Origin of the sequence: Kitasatospora viridis (assembly GCF_007829815.1) — a bacterium.
GTDB classification, from domain to species: Bacteria; Actinomycetota; Actinomycetes; order Streptomycetales; family Streptomycetaceae; genus Kitasatospora; species Kitasatospora viridis.
The window spans coordinates 1,938,581-1,951,177 of the sequence record NZ_VIWT01000001.1 but is presented as its reverse complement, the minus strand read 5'-3'; the positions used below and the strand labels follow the sequence as shown (position 1 = coordinate 1,951,177).

The 12,597-nt window shown below is 72.4% G+C and carries 13 protein-coding genes and 1 tRNA gene; 11 read left to right on the top strand and 3 right to left on the bottom strand.

Translation table 11 applies throughout. From position 1 onward, the window contains the following. Nucleotides 1–21 precede the first annotated feature (21 nt). Both FHX73_RS08610 and FHX73_RS08605 read left to right on the top strand, forming a co-directional pair. Nucleotides 22–1,215 (top strand): serine/threonine-protein kinase, encoded by a 1,194-nt coding sequence (locus tag FHX73_RS08610; protein ID WP_145904430.1) that lies wholly within the window; start codon nucleotides 22–24, stop codon nucleotides 1,213–1,215. Nucleotides 1,216–1,345: 130 nt separating this feature from the next. Further along, entirely contained in the window at nucleotides 1,346–2,197 is an 852-nt protein-coding gene (locus tag FHX73_RS08605; protein WP_145904429.1) for a fumarylacetoacetate hydrolase family protein, read from the top strand. Between the two features lie 37 nt (nucleotides 2,198–2,234). On the opposite strand, the gene FHX73_RS08600 is transcribed toward FHX73_RS08605, so the two are convergent. Continuing rightward, nucleotides 2,235–2,975 carry a TetR/AcrR family transcriptional regulator gene (locus FHX73_RS08600; RefSeq protein ID WP_145904428.1) on the bottom strand — a complete coding sequence of 247 codons (741 nt, stop codon included), beginning with the start codon at nucleotides 2,973–2,975 and terminating at the stop codon, nucleotides 2,235–2,237. A 73-nt stretch (nucleotides 2,976–3,048) separates the two neighbouring features. Between FHX73_RS08600 and FHX73_RS08595 the strand changes: the two genes are divergently transcribed. The 8 genes from FHX73_RS08595 to FHX73_RS08560 all read left to right on the top strand — a co-directional run bounded on the left by FHX73_RS08595 (nucleotide 3,049) and on the right by FHX73_RS08560 (nucleotide 11,398). Next, on the top strand, nucleotides 3,049–3,732 hold the full coding sequence (locus tag FHX73_RS08595) for a rhomboid-like protein (protein WP_145904427.1): 684 nt from the start codon (nucleotides 3,049–3,051) through the stop codon (nucleotides 3,730–3,732). 62 nt (nucleotides 3,733–3,794) lie between these two features. Next, nucleotides 3,795–5,540: a DUF885 domain-containing protein gene (locus FHX73_RS08590; protein ID WP_145904426.1), complete on the top strand. Its 1,746-nt coding sequence runs from the start codon at nucleotides 3,795–3,797 to the stop codon at nucleotides 5,538–5,540. 250 nt (nucleotides 5,541–5,790) lie between these two features. Then, complete coding sequence (locus tag FHX73_RS08585; protein WP_246213420.1) at nucleotides 5,791–7,290, top strand: MFS transporter; 1,500 nt, start codon at nucleotides 5,791–5,793, stop codon at nucleotides 7,288–7,290. 280 nt (nucleotides 7,291–7,570) lie between these two features. Further along, nucleotides 7,571–8,641, top strand: a complete 1,071-nt coding sequence (locus tag FHX73_RS08580; RefSeq protein WP_170304875.1) for a trypsin-like serine peptidase — start codon at nucleotides 7,571–7,573, stop codon at nucleotides 8,639–8,641. Nucleotides 8,642–8,764: 123 nt separating this feature from the next. Then, nucleotides 8,765–9,121, top strand: coding sequence for an SAV_915 family protein (locus FHX73_RS08575; RefSeq protein ID WP_145904424.1), 357 nt, complete (start codon nucleotides 8,765–8,767; stop codon nucleotides 9,119–9,121). Continuing rightward, nucleotides 9,118–9,423 carry a DUF6317 family protein gene (locus FHX73_RS08570; protein WP_145904423.1) on the top strand — a complete coding sequence of 102 codons (306 nt, stop codon included), beginning with the start codon at nucleotides 9,118–9,120 and terminating at the stop codon, nucleotides 9,421–9,423. Before FHX73_RS08575 ends, FHX73_RS08570 begins: the two co-directional genes overlap by 4 nt. 24 nt (nucleotides 9,424–9,447) lie before the next feature. Beyond that, on the top strand, nucleotides 9,448–10,842 hold the full coding sequence (locus tag FHX73_RS08565; protein ID WP_145904422.1) for a WXG100 family type VII secretion target: 1,395 nt from the start codon (nucleotides 9,448–9,450) through the stop codon (nucleotides 10,840–10,842). Nucleotides 10,843–10,882: 40 nt separating this feature from the next. Beyond that, complete coding sequence (locus FHX73_RS08560) at nucleotides 10,883–11,398, top strand: hypothetical protein (protein WP_145904421.1); 516 nt, start codon at nucleotides 10,883–10,885, stop codon at nucleotides 11,396–11,398. A 43-nt stretch (nucleotides 11,399–11,441) separates the two neighbouring features. Here FHX73_RS08560 and FHX73_RS08555 read toward each other — a convergent pair whose 3' ends face one another. Together FHX73_RS08555 and FHX73_RS08550 are read right to left on the bottom strand one after the other, a co-directional pair. Beyond that, nucleotides 11,442–11,645, bottom strand: coding sequence for a hypothetical protein (locus tag FHX73_RS08555; RefSeq protein ID WP_145904420.1), 204 nt, complete (start codon nucleotides 11,643–11,645; stop codon nucleotides 11,442–11,444). 280 nt (nucleotides 11,646–11,925) lie between these two features. Next, nucleotides 11,926–11,997, bottom strand: a tRNA-Arg gene (locus tag FHX73_RS08550). Between the two features lie 152 nt (nucleotides 11,998–12,149). Between FHX73_RS08550 and FHX73_RS08545 the strand changes: the two genes are divergently transcribed. After that, a complete protein-coding gene (locus FHX73_RS08545; protein ID WP_145904419.1) occupies nucleotides 12,150–12,572 on the top strand; it encodes a response regulator in 423 nt (140 codons plus the stop codon). Nucleotides 12,573–12,597 lie beyond the last annotated feature (25 nt).

Sequence of the window (12,597 nt, the reverse complement as noted above, 5' to 3'; positions counted from 1 at the left end):
GGCACGGCACTGGGGGAGTTCATGAGAGCCGGCGAAGTGCTGGGTGACCGCTACCGCCTGTTCGGGGAGCTGGGGCGGGGCGGCTTCGGCATCGTCTGGGAGGCCTACGACCTGCGGCTGCAGCGCCAGGTCGCGGTCAAGACGCTGCGCCACCACGGCGGTCGGGACGCGGCCACCGACCTGGCCCGGCTGCGGCGCGAGACCACGGTGCTGGCCCGGCTGAGCCACCCCAACATCGTGCAGGTCTTCGACCTGGGCGAACTGGAGTCGGACGGCGAGCAGTTCAGCTACCTGGTGATGGAACTGCTGAACGGGCAGACCCTCAAGCACGTGCTGGCCGGCGGCCGCCCCGAGCTGCCGGTGGCGCTGGACTGGGCCCGGCAGCTCTGCGCGGCGCTGGCGGTGGCGCACGCCGCCCAGGTGATCCACCGGGACGTCAAGCCGGAGAACATCATGTTCACCGCGCCGGACCGGCAGGTGCTCAAGGTGCTGGACTTCGGCATCGCCCAGATCGGCGACAACCTCGACGGGCTGACCACGGCCGGCGCGGTGATCGGCTCCGCGCCCTACCTGGCCCCCGAGCGCTGGCGCGGCGAGCCCGGCACGGTCCGCTCCGACCTCTACGCGGTCGGCTGCGTGCTGTACGAACTGCTCACCGGCGAGCGGCCGTTCAACGCGGGCAACACCGTCGCGCTGATGGCCCAGCACCTGGAGGAGCCGCCGCCGCGCCCGCTCGCGCTGCCGGCCGGCCCGGCCGACCTGGTGCTGGAGCTGCTGGCCAAGGACCCGGCCGACCGCCCCGCCGACGCCACCGGGGTGGCCGAGCGGCTGGCCCTGGCCCTGGAGGAGGTGCGCGACCTGCGGCGCCGGGCGGACGCCGCCTTCCAGGCCGCCGGGGACGGCCGGCCCGCCGACGCGGTGGAGCAACTGCGCCCGCTGGTCGAGCAGTTCGCGCTGGCCTTCGGACCGGCCGACGGGCGCACGCTGCGCACCTGCCACGACCTGGCGGTGGCCCTGGTGCGGCTGGGGCGCTCGGAGGAGGCGTACTGCCTGCTGGCCGAGCTGCTGCCGGCCGCCAGCGCCGCGCTGGGCGACGGCGATCCGCAGGTGGAGGCGATCCAGCGCCGGCTGGCCCGGATCCCGGTGCCCGGGCAGCCCTGCCGGCCCGGCATCTTGGCGGCCCTGCTGGGGACTGTCAACCGTACGGGCACCTAGTCGCGCAAGGTGCCGGATTGGATGAATTGATAGGAACTGGCCGACGGTGACCCCCTGGCTGGCCCGGCCCGCTCGTTGATATACCTCGGGTTTCCAGTTGTCCCTCAATGTGCGATGAGGTGATGGGCAGATGAAGTTCCTCCGAGTGGGACCGCCGGGCGCCGAGCGTCCGGCCGTGCTCGGCCCCGACGGCACCGCGTACGACCTCACCGGCCTCACCCCCGAGCTGGACGGCGCCTTCCTGGCCCGGCTGGACCGGGCGGAGCTGGCGGCCGCGGTGGCCGGCGGCACCCTGCCGGTGCTCGACCTGGCCGGCCAGCGGATCGGGTCCCCGGTGGCCCGGCCCGGCAAGGTCGTCTGCGTCGGCCTGAACTACCGCGACCACGCGGCCGAGGCCGGCGCCGCGATCCCGGCCGAGCCGGTGCTCTTCCTGAAGGCCAGCAACACCGTGGTCGGCCCGGACGACGAGGTGCTGGTGCCGCGCGGCGCGACCAAGACCGACTACGAGGTCGAGCTGGCCGTGGTGATCGGCCGCACCGCCCGCTACCTGGAGAACGAGCAGCAGGCGGCCGAGTGCATCGCCGGCTACACCGTCTCCAACGACGTCACCGAGCGCGCCTTCCAGCTGGAGCGCGGCGGCCAGTGGGACAAGGGCAAGTGCTGCGAGACCTTCAACCCGCTCGGCCCCTACCTGGTCACCCCGGACGAGGTCGGCGACCCGCAGGGGCTGGAGCTCAAGCTCTGGGTCAACGGCGAGCTGCGCCAGCACGGCAGCACCGCCGAGATGATCTTCCCGGTGCTCACCGTGGTCAGCTACATCAGCCAGTTCATGGTGCTGGAGCCCGGTGACGTGATCAGCACCGGCACTCCGGCCGGCGTCACCATGGGGCGCCCCGGCACCCCGTTCCTGCAGCCCGGCGACGTCATGGAGCTGGAGATCGGCGGGCTCGGCCGGCAGCGGCAGGTGCTCGGCAAGGCCTGAGCGCCCGTCGCTCGGACCCCGTCGCTTCAGGCCCGCTTCAGGCCCCGGCGCGGGCGCCCAACCGGGCCAGCAGCCGTCCGGCCCGTCCGTCCGGCCCGTCCAGGGCCAGCAGACCGGTCAGCACCTCGGCCGTCTGCGGATCGTGCCCGGCGGTGGTGGCGGTCATCGCCACGAACTCGTCCACCAACCAGTCGCACAGCTCGGCCGGCGGAATCTGCCGTCCCTCGTCCAGCCAGCTGAGTGACGCGGCCTCGACCACCGAGATCCACGACCGGACCAGCAGGGTCAGCCGAGGTCCGGCCTCCCGCACCCCCATGTAGCGCAGGGTGCGGCGCAACGCCGTGCGCCGCACTTCGTCCACGATCGCCGAGGTCCGCGCGGTCTCCACCACCGAGCCGCCGCGCAGCAGCGCGCCGTAGCCCGCGTCGTGCTCGGCGACGAAGGAGAAGTAGCCGTCCAGCACGGCTCCCAGCTGCTCGGTCGGAGTGCCCTGCGAGCTGATCACGAACCGGTTGGTCAGCTCCTCGGCCGCGCTGCGCAGCGCGGCCTCGTACAACTGCTGCTTGCCGCCGGCGAAGTACCGGTAGACCAGTGGCCGGGAGGCGCCGGAGGCCTCCGCCACGTCGTCCAGGCTGACCTCCTCCGGCGGGCGGCTGGCGAACAGCGACAGCGCCACGGCGATCAGCTGCTCGCGGCGCTGCTGCACCGGCAGCCGGCGGTAGCCGGAACGCTTCTTCGCCGCCGGGGCGGCCTGGGCGCCGGGCTCCGTGTCGTTCATGGCGGTCAGCGTAGTGGGCGCCGCGGGCGCGTCCCAGCCCGGTGAAGCACCGGGAACCGCGCATCCTTGGTGCATGCCCAGCGACAGCCCGATCGTTCGGACCCGACGCGCCCTGTGGCGGTACGTCAGGTCGGCACCCGGCACCTACACCTGGCTGGTGGTGCTCGCGCTGACCAGTTTCGCGGTGAGCCGGATCGACCCGGCGAACCTGGACTGGTTCCTGGCCGGCCGCAGCACCAACCTGGACCAGCTGAAGCACCATCCGGTGCACGCCCTGGTGGCCAGCGCGCTGTGGACCGAGTCCTCGTCCTTCCTCTTCTACTTCGTGGTCTTCAACGTCTTCCACGTCCCCGCGGAGCGCTGGCTCGGCACCGCCCGGTGGTTCGCCGTGGCCGCCACCGCGCACGTGCTGGCCACCCTGGTCAGCGAGGGGGTGGTGGCGGTCGGCATCCACCACGCCCGGCTGCCGGCCAGCATGGCCGACACCGTGGACGTCGGGGTGTCCTACGCGCTGGCCGGGGTGGAGGGGGTGCTGACCTACCGGTTCGCCGGATCCTGGCGCCTGCTCTACGGCGGCGGACTGCTCGTCTTCTACCTCGTGCCACTGGTCAGCTCACACACCTTCACCGACCTCGGGCACTTCTGTGCCGTTCTGATCGGTCTGGCCTTCTACCCGATCACCCGCGGCCGGCCGTCCTGGGACCCGGTGGCTGCGTGGCGTGCCCGGCGGGCGCACGGTCCGTCAACACGCCCCTGAACAGCGAGACTCGGTTCCGGAAAGGGGCTTGCAAAGCGCCCCTGCTGCGAAAAGATGTCCGAATGGCTTCCGAACCGAATCCCTCCACCGCCACCGTGGCGACCCCGCGCACCATCGCGGACGAGTACGTCCAGGCGCTCGCCGATCTCGACCCGCTGACCGCGGTCTACCTCGGTCTCAACCCGGAGGACGACCGCCTCCCCGACCTCTCCCCGGCCGGCCTGGAGGCCGTCGCCGAGCTGGCCCGCCGCGCCCTCGCCCGGCTCGACGCCGCCGAGGCCGCCGGCCTGGTGGACGGCGCCGACGACCCGGCCGCCGAGCGCCGCTGCGCCCGCCTGCTGCGCGAGCGGCTGACCGCCGAACTCGCCGTGCACGACGCCGGCGACACCCTGCGCGCCGTGCGCAACCTCGGCTCGCCGCTGCACAACACCCGCGAGATGTTCACCCTGCTCGCGACCGAGACCGAGGAGGACTGGGCCAGGCTCGGCCGCCGGGTGGCCCGGATGCCGCAGGCCCTCCGGGGGTACCGGCAGACCCTGGCCGCCGGCATCGAGGCCGGCCTGCTCTCCGGCCCGCGCCAGGTGGAGACGGTGATCGGCCAGCTCGGCGAGTGGGTGGCGGACGCCCCGGAGGCGATCGAGCAGGCCCGCTCGGCCGGCTGGTTCGGCGTGCTGGTCAGCCCGGCCCCGGAGAGCCTGCGCGAGGAGCTGATCGGCCACGCCCGGGCCGCCACCGCCGCCATCGCCGACCTGCGCGACTGGCTCGGCGAGGTCTACCGGCCGGCCGCCGCCGGCGCCCCCGACGCGGTGGGCCGCGAGCGCTACGCGCGTTGGGTGCGCTTCTGGACCGGCGCCGAGCTGGACCTGGACGAGGGCTACGCCTGGGCCTGGACCGAGTTCCACGACCTGGCCGCCCAGATGCGCACCGAGGCCGGCAAGGTCCGCCCCGGCAGCACCCCGATGCAGGCGATGCGGTGGCTGGACACCGACGGCGAGTCGGTCGAGGGCGCCGAGCAGGCCCGCGAGTACCTGCAGGCCCTGATGGACCAGGCGGTCAACGACCTGCAGGGCGTGCACTTCGACCTGGCCGAGCCGATCACCCGGGTGGAGTCCCGGATCGCCCCGGCCGGCAGCGCCGCCGCGCCGTACTACACCGCCCCCTCGCTGGACTTCACCCGCCCCGGCCGCACCTGGCTGCCGCTGCTGGGCCGAGAGCGCTTCCCGGTCTGGGACCTGGTCAGCACCTGGTACCACGAGGGCGTCCCCGGCCACCACCTGCAGCTCGCGCAGTGGAACTACGTGGCCGGCGACCTCTCCACCTACCAGGTCAGCCTGGGCGGGGTGAGCGCCAACCTGGAGGGCTGGGCGCTCTACGCCGAGCGGCTGATGGACGAGCTCGGCTACCTCACCGACCCGGGCCACCGCCTCGGCTACCTGAACGCCCAGATGATGCGGGCGCTGCGGGTGATCGTGGACATCGGCATGCACCTCGGCCTGGAGTTCCCGGCCGACTCGCCGTTCCACCCGGGCGAGACCATGACCCCGGAGCTGGCCCGGGAGTTCTTCGGCGAGTACTGCGGGCTCTCCCCGGACTTCCTGGACAGCGAGCTGGTCCGCTACCTGGGCATGCCCGGGCAGGCGATCGGCTACAAGCTCGGCGAGCGGGCCTGGCTGACCGGCCGGTCCGCGGCCCGGGCGGCGCACGAGGCGCGGGGCGAGGAGTTCGACCTCAAGGCCTGGCACATGGCGGCCCTCTCCCAGGGCTCGCTGGGGCTGGACGACCTGGTGGCGGAGCTCTCGGCGCTCTGACGCGCCCGCGGTCGTCGCGGAGGGGACCCCGCTCGGGCGGCGGGGTCCCCTCGCGCGTCGGCGCCCAGAGCCGGTGCCGGTGACCGGTGCCGGTGACCGGCGCCGCGCCGTCGCCTAAAGCCTTGCTAAAAACATCCCGGTATTCCCGATTTGAACCGTTATCTCCTTGATCTGTCAGGGCCTGCGAGTTCTGCTGGAGAGCAGTGCCGTTCGCGCACGCCGACGGCACCCCCGTCCGGAAGGCTCTCCCGTGTCCGCGCAACACGCGACGAGCGACCCGGTGCCGGACCCGCGCCGCTGGCGCGCACTGGCCGTGATCGCCGTCGCTCAACTGATGATCGTGCTCGACATCACGATCGTGAACATCGCCCTGCCGTCCGCCCAGCGCGACCTGGGCATCTCCACCGGAGACCGGCAGTGGGTGGTGACCGCCTACACCCTGGCCTTCGGCGGGCTGCTGCTGCTCGGCGGCCGGCTCGGCGACCTCTTCGGCCGCAAACGCACCTTCATGATCGGGCTGCTCGGCTTCGCCGCCGCCTCGGCGCTCGGCGGCGCCGCGGCCACCCCGGGGATGCTGTTCTTCGCCCGCGCCCTGCAGGGCGCGTTCGGCGCACTGCTCGCGCCCTCGGCGCTCGGGCTGCTCTCCACCACCTTCACCGACCCGCGTGAGCGGGCCACCGCCTTCGGCATCTTCGGTGCCATCGCGGGCGGCGGCAGCGCGATCGGGTTCATCGCCGGCGGGCTGCTCACCGAGTACCTGAACTGGCGCTGGTGCCTGTTCGTGAACGTGCCGATCGCGCTGGCCGCGGCGGCCGGCGCCTACCTGCTGCTGCACCGCGACCACATCGGCAAGGGCCGGCGGATCCCGCTCGACCTGCCCGGCGCGGCGCTCGGCTGCGGCGGGCTGCTGGCCATCGTCTACGGCACCTCGGAGGCCGAGTCGCGCGGCTGGAGCGACTGGCTGGTGCTCGGCTGCCTGGTGCTGGGGGTGCTGCTGGAGGTCGGCTTCGTGCTGGTCGAGCGCACCTCCTCGCACCCGCTGCTGCCGCTGCACATCGTCCGCGACCGCAACCGCGGCGGCGCCGCGCTCTCGGTGGGGCTGGCCGTGATGGGGCTGTTCGGCCTCTTCCTCTTCCTCACCTTCTACCTGCAGTCGGTCAAGGGGTACTCGCCACTGCTCACCGGCGTGGCCTTCCTGCCGATGACCGGCGCGATCATCTTCGCCTCCACCGGCGTGGCGGCCCGGCTGATGACCCGGGTGCCGTCCCGGAACCTGATCGTGCCCGGGTTGCTGCTCGGCGGTGCCGGGATGGCCTGGCTGGCCCAGATGCGGGTGGACAGCGCGTACGCGGCCATGGTGCTGCCCGGCATGCTGCTGCTCGGGTTCGGCATGGGCCTGGTCTTCATGCCCGCGATGAGCCTGGCCACGCTGGGCGTCGCGCCGCGCGAGACCGGCGCGGCGGCGGCCACCATCAACACCGCCCAGCAGGTCGGCGGCTCGATCGGCACCGCGCTGCTGAACACCATCGCGGCCAGCGCCACCACCGCCTACCTGGTCGGCAAGAACGCGGGCAGCACGGCGGTCCGCAACGCCGGCGCGGTGCACGGCTACAGCGTGGCCGCCTGGGTGGCGTTCGGGATCTTCCTGGTCGCCGCGGTGGTCGCCCTGGTGATGGTCGATCACCGACCCGGCGAGGGGGAGCGCGCGGGGGCGGGGAGCGAGGCCCAGGTGCGGGCGACCGCGGCCTGACCCGCACCGTCCGCCCCCGGACGACCCCTTCTCCTCCCACGTACCGTCAGCGATGATGTGATCGGAAGATCCGCCGACGCCCTCCCGTCGCCGAACCGTGCCCACGTGTTTTACCCCGGTCGGTGGATTTCTCAGGCGGCTCTCAGCCGAGCATCATCCGGTATCCAGTGCGCCGGGTGATAGTCGGATTGAGGCCGAGGCGCCGCACCCAGGGCGCCGCACCGTCGGCCGACCGAGGCCACCGAGCACGAGTTCCTTCGTGGGCAGGAGTCACCGTCTGATGATCAGTCAGCGCCGTCGCCGGGAACCTCGCCGCCCCGCCTACCGTCCGGCCGTCGCACTGGCCACCCTGGCCGTGGTGCTGCTCGGCGCGGTCGCCGGGGTCAGTCTCTTCTCCTCCGACGCCTGGGCCTTCACCGGCCTGACCAGCCACCGTGCGGCCGCCAAGGCGACGCGCCAGGCGGCGCCGGCCCCGGCCTCCCAGGTGCCGTCCAGTGCCCCGGCCTCCTCCGCGGCCGCGGCGGCCGCCGCCGGCGCCGCCGGCCAGGCGGTCGAGCCGGCGCCCACCAGCGACTCGCCGCAGGCCCAGCTGCCGCCGGTGAACACCCCCTCGCCGTCGGCCCCCGCCACCTCGGACTCGCCCACCCCGACGCCCACGCCGGACCCCTCGACTCCTGCGCCCGACCCGTCCACCCCGGACACCCGCTCGGCGCCGACCACCGCGGTGGCGCCCGCCGGTCCGGAGTCCAACCGGGTCGGCGCGCTGTTCAGCGGCTCGGCCGGCCCCGGCAACCACTTCTGCACCGCCAGCGTGGTGAACAGCCCGGGCCACAACCTGATCCTCACCGCCGCGCACTGCGTCAGCAGCGCCAACGGCGTGACCTTCGTCCCCGCCTACCGGGACGGCCAGACCCCCTACGGCACCTGGCAGGTCACCAAGATCTTCACCACCAACGGCTGGTCGCAGAACGGCGACGTGGACCAGGACTTCGCCCTCCTCCAGGTCGCCCCGAACAACGGCAAGCAGATCCAGGACGTGGTCGGCGGCTTCGACCTGGGCCTGAACGAGTCCTTCACCGCCACCGTTCGCCTCTACGGCTACCCGGACAACACCGACGAGCCGATCCTGTGCAGCAACGCCACCACCCAGCAGTCCGCCTACCAGCGCCGGATCGACTGCCCGTCCTACCCCTCGGGCACCAGCGGCGGCCCCTGGGTCTCCACCGCCACCGGCCGGGTGATCGGCGTGATCGGCGGCTACCAGCAGGGCGGCAACACCGACGACACCTCGTACAGCGCGTACTTCGACTCGACGATCGGGAACCTGTACCAGCTGGCCGGCTCGTCCTAGCGGGCACCTGAGTGGTCGTCGGGTGACGTCACGTGGGCGGCGGTCTACCATCCTGGGAGGTCGCCGCCCGCCTCCTTCGCCGAGCACCGGATTCGGCCGCCGGGCGGACCGGGGAGGACCGCCATGACCACCACCGGGCCGATACCGGGCCCCGGGGCCACCGGGCCCGTGCCGCCGCCGCTGCCCAGGCTGGTCTTCGCGCCCGCCCGCCCGGTGCGCAACGAGGACCGCACCGAGCTGCTGTACGAGGTCCGGCGGCTGCCGGACGGCACGGGGGTGCTGCCGGTCTTCACCACCCGGGAACGCTTGGTCGAGGCCCTCGGCCCGGCCCAGCCCTGGGCCCAGGCTCCGCTGCGGGCGGTGCGGGCGATCATGGCGGCGGCCGGGGTCGAGCGGGTCGAGCTGGACCCGGAGCTCGGTGAGCAGGAGTGGCGCTGGACCCCGCAGGGGCTGGCCGATTTCGAGGGGGAGTGGCGATGAGCCAGTACACGGTGGTCCTGGACGACCTGAAGGGAGCGGCCGACACCTTCCACCAGGAGTCGAAGACCTTCGCCGGGATCATGCCGGACGACGGACCGGCACAGGTCGACGGCGGCGACGGCGCGGTCAATGCCATGATGCAGACCGTCTTCGAGGCGCTCGGCGGCCTGCACCTCGCGGTCGCGGGCAGCATCTCCAACCACGGCGACAACCTGCAGAAGGCGCACGACAACTACCAGAACTGCGAGGTCTCGGTGCGCGAGCTGTACGACGACATCAGCGAACCGAGCAGCGTCAACTAGCCGAGCAACGGGGGATCAGCAGACATGGGTGCCAAGAGCCCGTCAGTACTCGCATCATTCGCGCACAACTGGGTCGGCGGCGACATCCACGGGCTCTCCGCGCTCGCCGGCACGCTCTACGGCTACCAGCCGAAGATCGACGAGGTCGTCAACTTCCTCAACACCAGCGTCGGCAAGGTCGCCCACGACGCCGGCTGGTCGGGTGACGCGGCGTCGTCCTTCGAGGCGGCCTGGGAGACCGACTCGCTGGCGGCCCAGACGCTGGAGAGCGTGATCGGCTCGATCGGCGACGTCATCGACACGCTGGCCGTCAACCTGGCCGAGGCCGAATCGGCCCTGGAGGACGCGGCCGGCAAGGCCCAGCAGGCTGGGGTGGCCATCGGTGACGGAGGTGCGCCCCCGACCGCACCCGCCGGGCCTCCCGGGCCCGCCCCGGCCGCCGGCACCCCGGCCGCGGCGACGGCGCAGACCGCGGGCGAGTACGCCACCATGTACGCGCAGACCTTGCAGATCGCGGAACAGGCCCGGGTCGACGCGGCCACCCAGCTGCAGCAGCTCTACTTCCAGATCGCCCCGCCCGGCGCCCCAGGGGCCCCGACGCTCGGCACGGGCGACAACATCACCGTCGGGGACTACCTGCGCGGGCTGTGGACGATCCCCTCCGCCTACAGCAAGGTGGTCAAGGAGAAGGCCGAGCAGGCGGAGAAGGACGCGGTCGCCGCGAAGGACGCCTGGACGAAGGCGAAGAACGCCCGCCCCAACCCGCGGGTGCCGATCCCCCAGGACGTCAAGGACTCGCTGCACGACGCCAACAGCCGGTTGAAGAACCTGGAGGACAAGCTCACCGGCGCGGAGGGGACGGAGAGCAAGTTCCTCGGGTCCAAGGCGCTGGACGTGCGCCTCTCCACCGCCCTGGAGGCCATCGGGGTGGAGGCGAAGGGCGCCTTCGAACTCGACTTCCTGAAGAAGGCCACGAAGTTCGCCGGGGACGTTCCCGGGCTGGACATCCTGGCCGCCGGCTTCGGCACCTACTTCGGCGCCAAGGACGACATCGAGAAGGGCATGCCCTGGTACGAGGCCGTGCCCGAGAACGCCCTCTCCAACGTCGGGAGCCTGGCGATCGGTGCCGCGGCCGGCGCCGCCGTCTACGGCGCGATCGAGGGTGGCAGCGTGGTCCTGGCGGTCGGGGCCGGCGCGGTGGTGGGCGGCGTCGTCTGCGTGGGCGTCGGCGACTTCGCCAGCAACCTCTTCCACGAGCACTGGGACGAGGACATGAAGAAGGACGGTCCCATCGGCGGCATCGCCGTCGGGATCGGCAACAGCGCGGTCAACACCGGCAAGGACATGGTCAAGCTGGGGGAGAAGACCGCCAACAGCGTCGCCGGTCTGGGGAAGAAGATCTGGCACAGCATCTTCTGACCCGCACCACCACCCACCGCACCACTGAGGAACCGTCAGCATGACTGCACCGACCGACCCCGTACCGCCCAGCTGGGAACGCGTCTCCCTCCCCGGGCTCCCGCCGGGCGTGCGGGCGCTGTCGATCCCGCGGTTCGGCACCAGCTGGCACCGGCGCGACGGCCGCTACTGGGCGGTGCGCGCGATCGGTCTGCTGGTGTGGGCGGGCGTGGCGGTGGTCCAGTGCATGCTGTACGAGCTGATCCTGGCCGATGACCCGCACGCCGCCCGGTTCGGCGCCGAGTGGTGGGGGGTCGTGGCGTTCGGGACCCTCGCGACCGCCGCGGGCCTGTGGTCCGCCTTCGTCACCCACCGGCTCCCGCTCCACCGGATCTTGAACCATCCGAACAAGGCCGTCGTCCGCCTGCTCGGTGTTCCGGCACTGCTCTGGTACTTCTGCGTCGCGTTCCTGGCACCGGGCTACGCCCTCGCCTTCTGCTTCGACGCGCTGCGCCCGGTCTCCCGCAACGAGCGGATCGCCCGGGCTGACCTCGACGCACAGCTCCGGGCCCGCTGACACCTCGTCAGCGGGCCCGGAGCGAAGGGGTGCAGTCGCGAAATCAGTTGCCCGAGACGCCGCCCTCGGAGCCGCCCTCGTTGTCGTGGGTCTCGGAGACCTGGCCCTTGCCGGCCATCACGGAGCCGGTGTGGTGGTAGCCCTTCGCGAACCAGGCGTCGTGGCCGTGCGCACTGGCACTGCCCGCGGCGCCGACCACAGCCATGGACGCGAGGGCGAAGCCGATCACGGCGGTACGAATTCGCATATGCATTCCATTTCATCGGCGGGCCGGTCATTTCGGCCCGTTCTGGACAACAGAATGCACCAGCAGTGGGCGAATTCTCGGTCGCATGCACACCGATTCACCCTGATGGCTACAAGAGCATATTTTCAACCGCATTGCCCCAACCCGACCGCCCGGGGCTGCTTCTGACTGGCCGTCCGCTCGCCCTCGGGGGTCGTCAGGGCGCCGTGCGGGCGCGGAACATGAAGAAGGCTCAGATCCAGTCTGCATCTGAGCCTCACTCACGGCACTTGCGCTGAAGTGCCCCCGGCAGGATTCGAACCTGCGCACCCGCCTCCGGAGGGCGGTGCTCTATCCCCTGAGCTACGGGGGCCTGCTCCGTCGTCACCGCTTCGGTGTGTCCCGGCGACGAAGAGAACACTACCAGCTCCGTGGAGCTCTCCGTGCACGGGTTTTCGCAGGCGGCCCGGGGCAAGGTGGGCAAAGGCCGGACGGGAGGGCGGGGGCGGGCCTAGGCTCGGTCGGGTGGTCGGTGAGTCCGGGCGGGTCCTCGTGGTGGACGACAGCGAGGCGATCCGCCAGTTGATCAGGGTCAACCTGGAGCTGGAGGGCTTCGAGGTGGTGACCGCGGCCGACGGTGCCGAGTGCCTGGAGGTGGTCCGCCGGGTGCGGCCGGACGCGGTGACGCTCGACGTGATGATGCCCCGGCTGGACGGGTTGCGGACGGCGGCCCGGTTGCGGGCGGACGCCGGCACGGCGGAGCTGCCGATCGCGATCGTCAGCGCCTGCACTCCGGCGGACCTGGAGAAGGGCGAGTCGGTCGGGGTGGACGGCTACCTCGCCAAGCCCTTCGATCCGGAGGATCTGGTGGCGCTGGTGCGGCGGTTGGTGGGGTTGAAGCGGGGCGAGGGGAGCGGGATCACCTTCGGCGGCCGGGCCCCCCACTGAACAGTTGTCCGCTGACAGCGAACAA

Bases quoted from the DNA above. Each gene is read 5' to 3' on its own strand.
- FHX73_RS08600 (WP_145904428.1), bottom strand. From the start codon at position 2,975: ATGAACGACACGGAGCCCGGCGCCCAGGCCGCCCCGGCGGCGAAGAAG.
- FHX73_RS08565 (WP_145904422.1), top strand. From the start codon at position 9,448: ATGGGTGCCAAGAGCCCGTCAGTACTCGCATCATTCGCGCACAACTGG.
- FHX73_RS08595 (WP_145904427.1), top strand. From the start codon at position 3,049: ATGCCCAGCGACAGCCCGATCGTTCGGACCCGACGCGCCCTGTGGCGG.
- FHX73_RS08610 (WP_145904430.1), top strand. From the start codon at position 22: ATGAGAGCCGGCGAAGTGCTGGGTGACCGCTACCGCCTGTTCGGGGAG.
- FHX73_RS08590 (WP_145904426.1), top strand. From the start codon at position 3,795: ATGGCTTCCGAACCGAATCCCTCCACCGCCACCGTGGCGACCCCGCGC.
- FHX73_RS08560 (WP_145904421.1), top strand. From the start codon at position 10,883: ATGACTGCACCGACCGACCCCGTACCGCCCAGCTGGGAACGCGTCTCC.
- FHX73_RS08605 (WP_145904429.1), top strand. From the start codon at position 1,346: ATGAAGTTCCTCCGAGTGGGACCGCCGGGCGCCGAGCGTCCGGCCGTG.
- FHX73_RS08555 (WP_145904420.1), bottom strand. From the start codon at position 11,645: ATGCGAATTCGTACCGCCGTGATCGGCTTCGCCCTCGCGTCCATGGCT.
- FHX73_RS08570 (WP_145904423.1), top strand. From the start codon at position 9,118: ATGAGCCAGTACACGGTGGTCCTGGACGACCTGAAGGGAGCGGCCGAC.
- FHX73_RS08575 (WP_145904424.1), top strand. From the start codon at position 8,765: ATGACCACCACCGGGCCGATACCGGGCCCCGGGGCCACCGGGCCCGTG.
- FHX73_RS08580 (WP_170304875.1), top strand. From the start codon at position 7,571: ATGATCAGTCAGCGCCGTCGCCGGGAACCTCGCCGCCCCGCCTACCGT.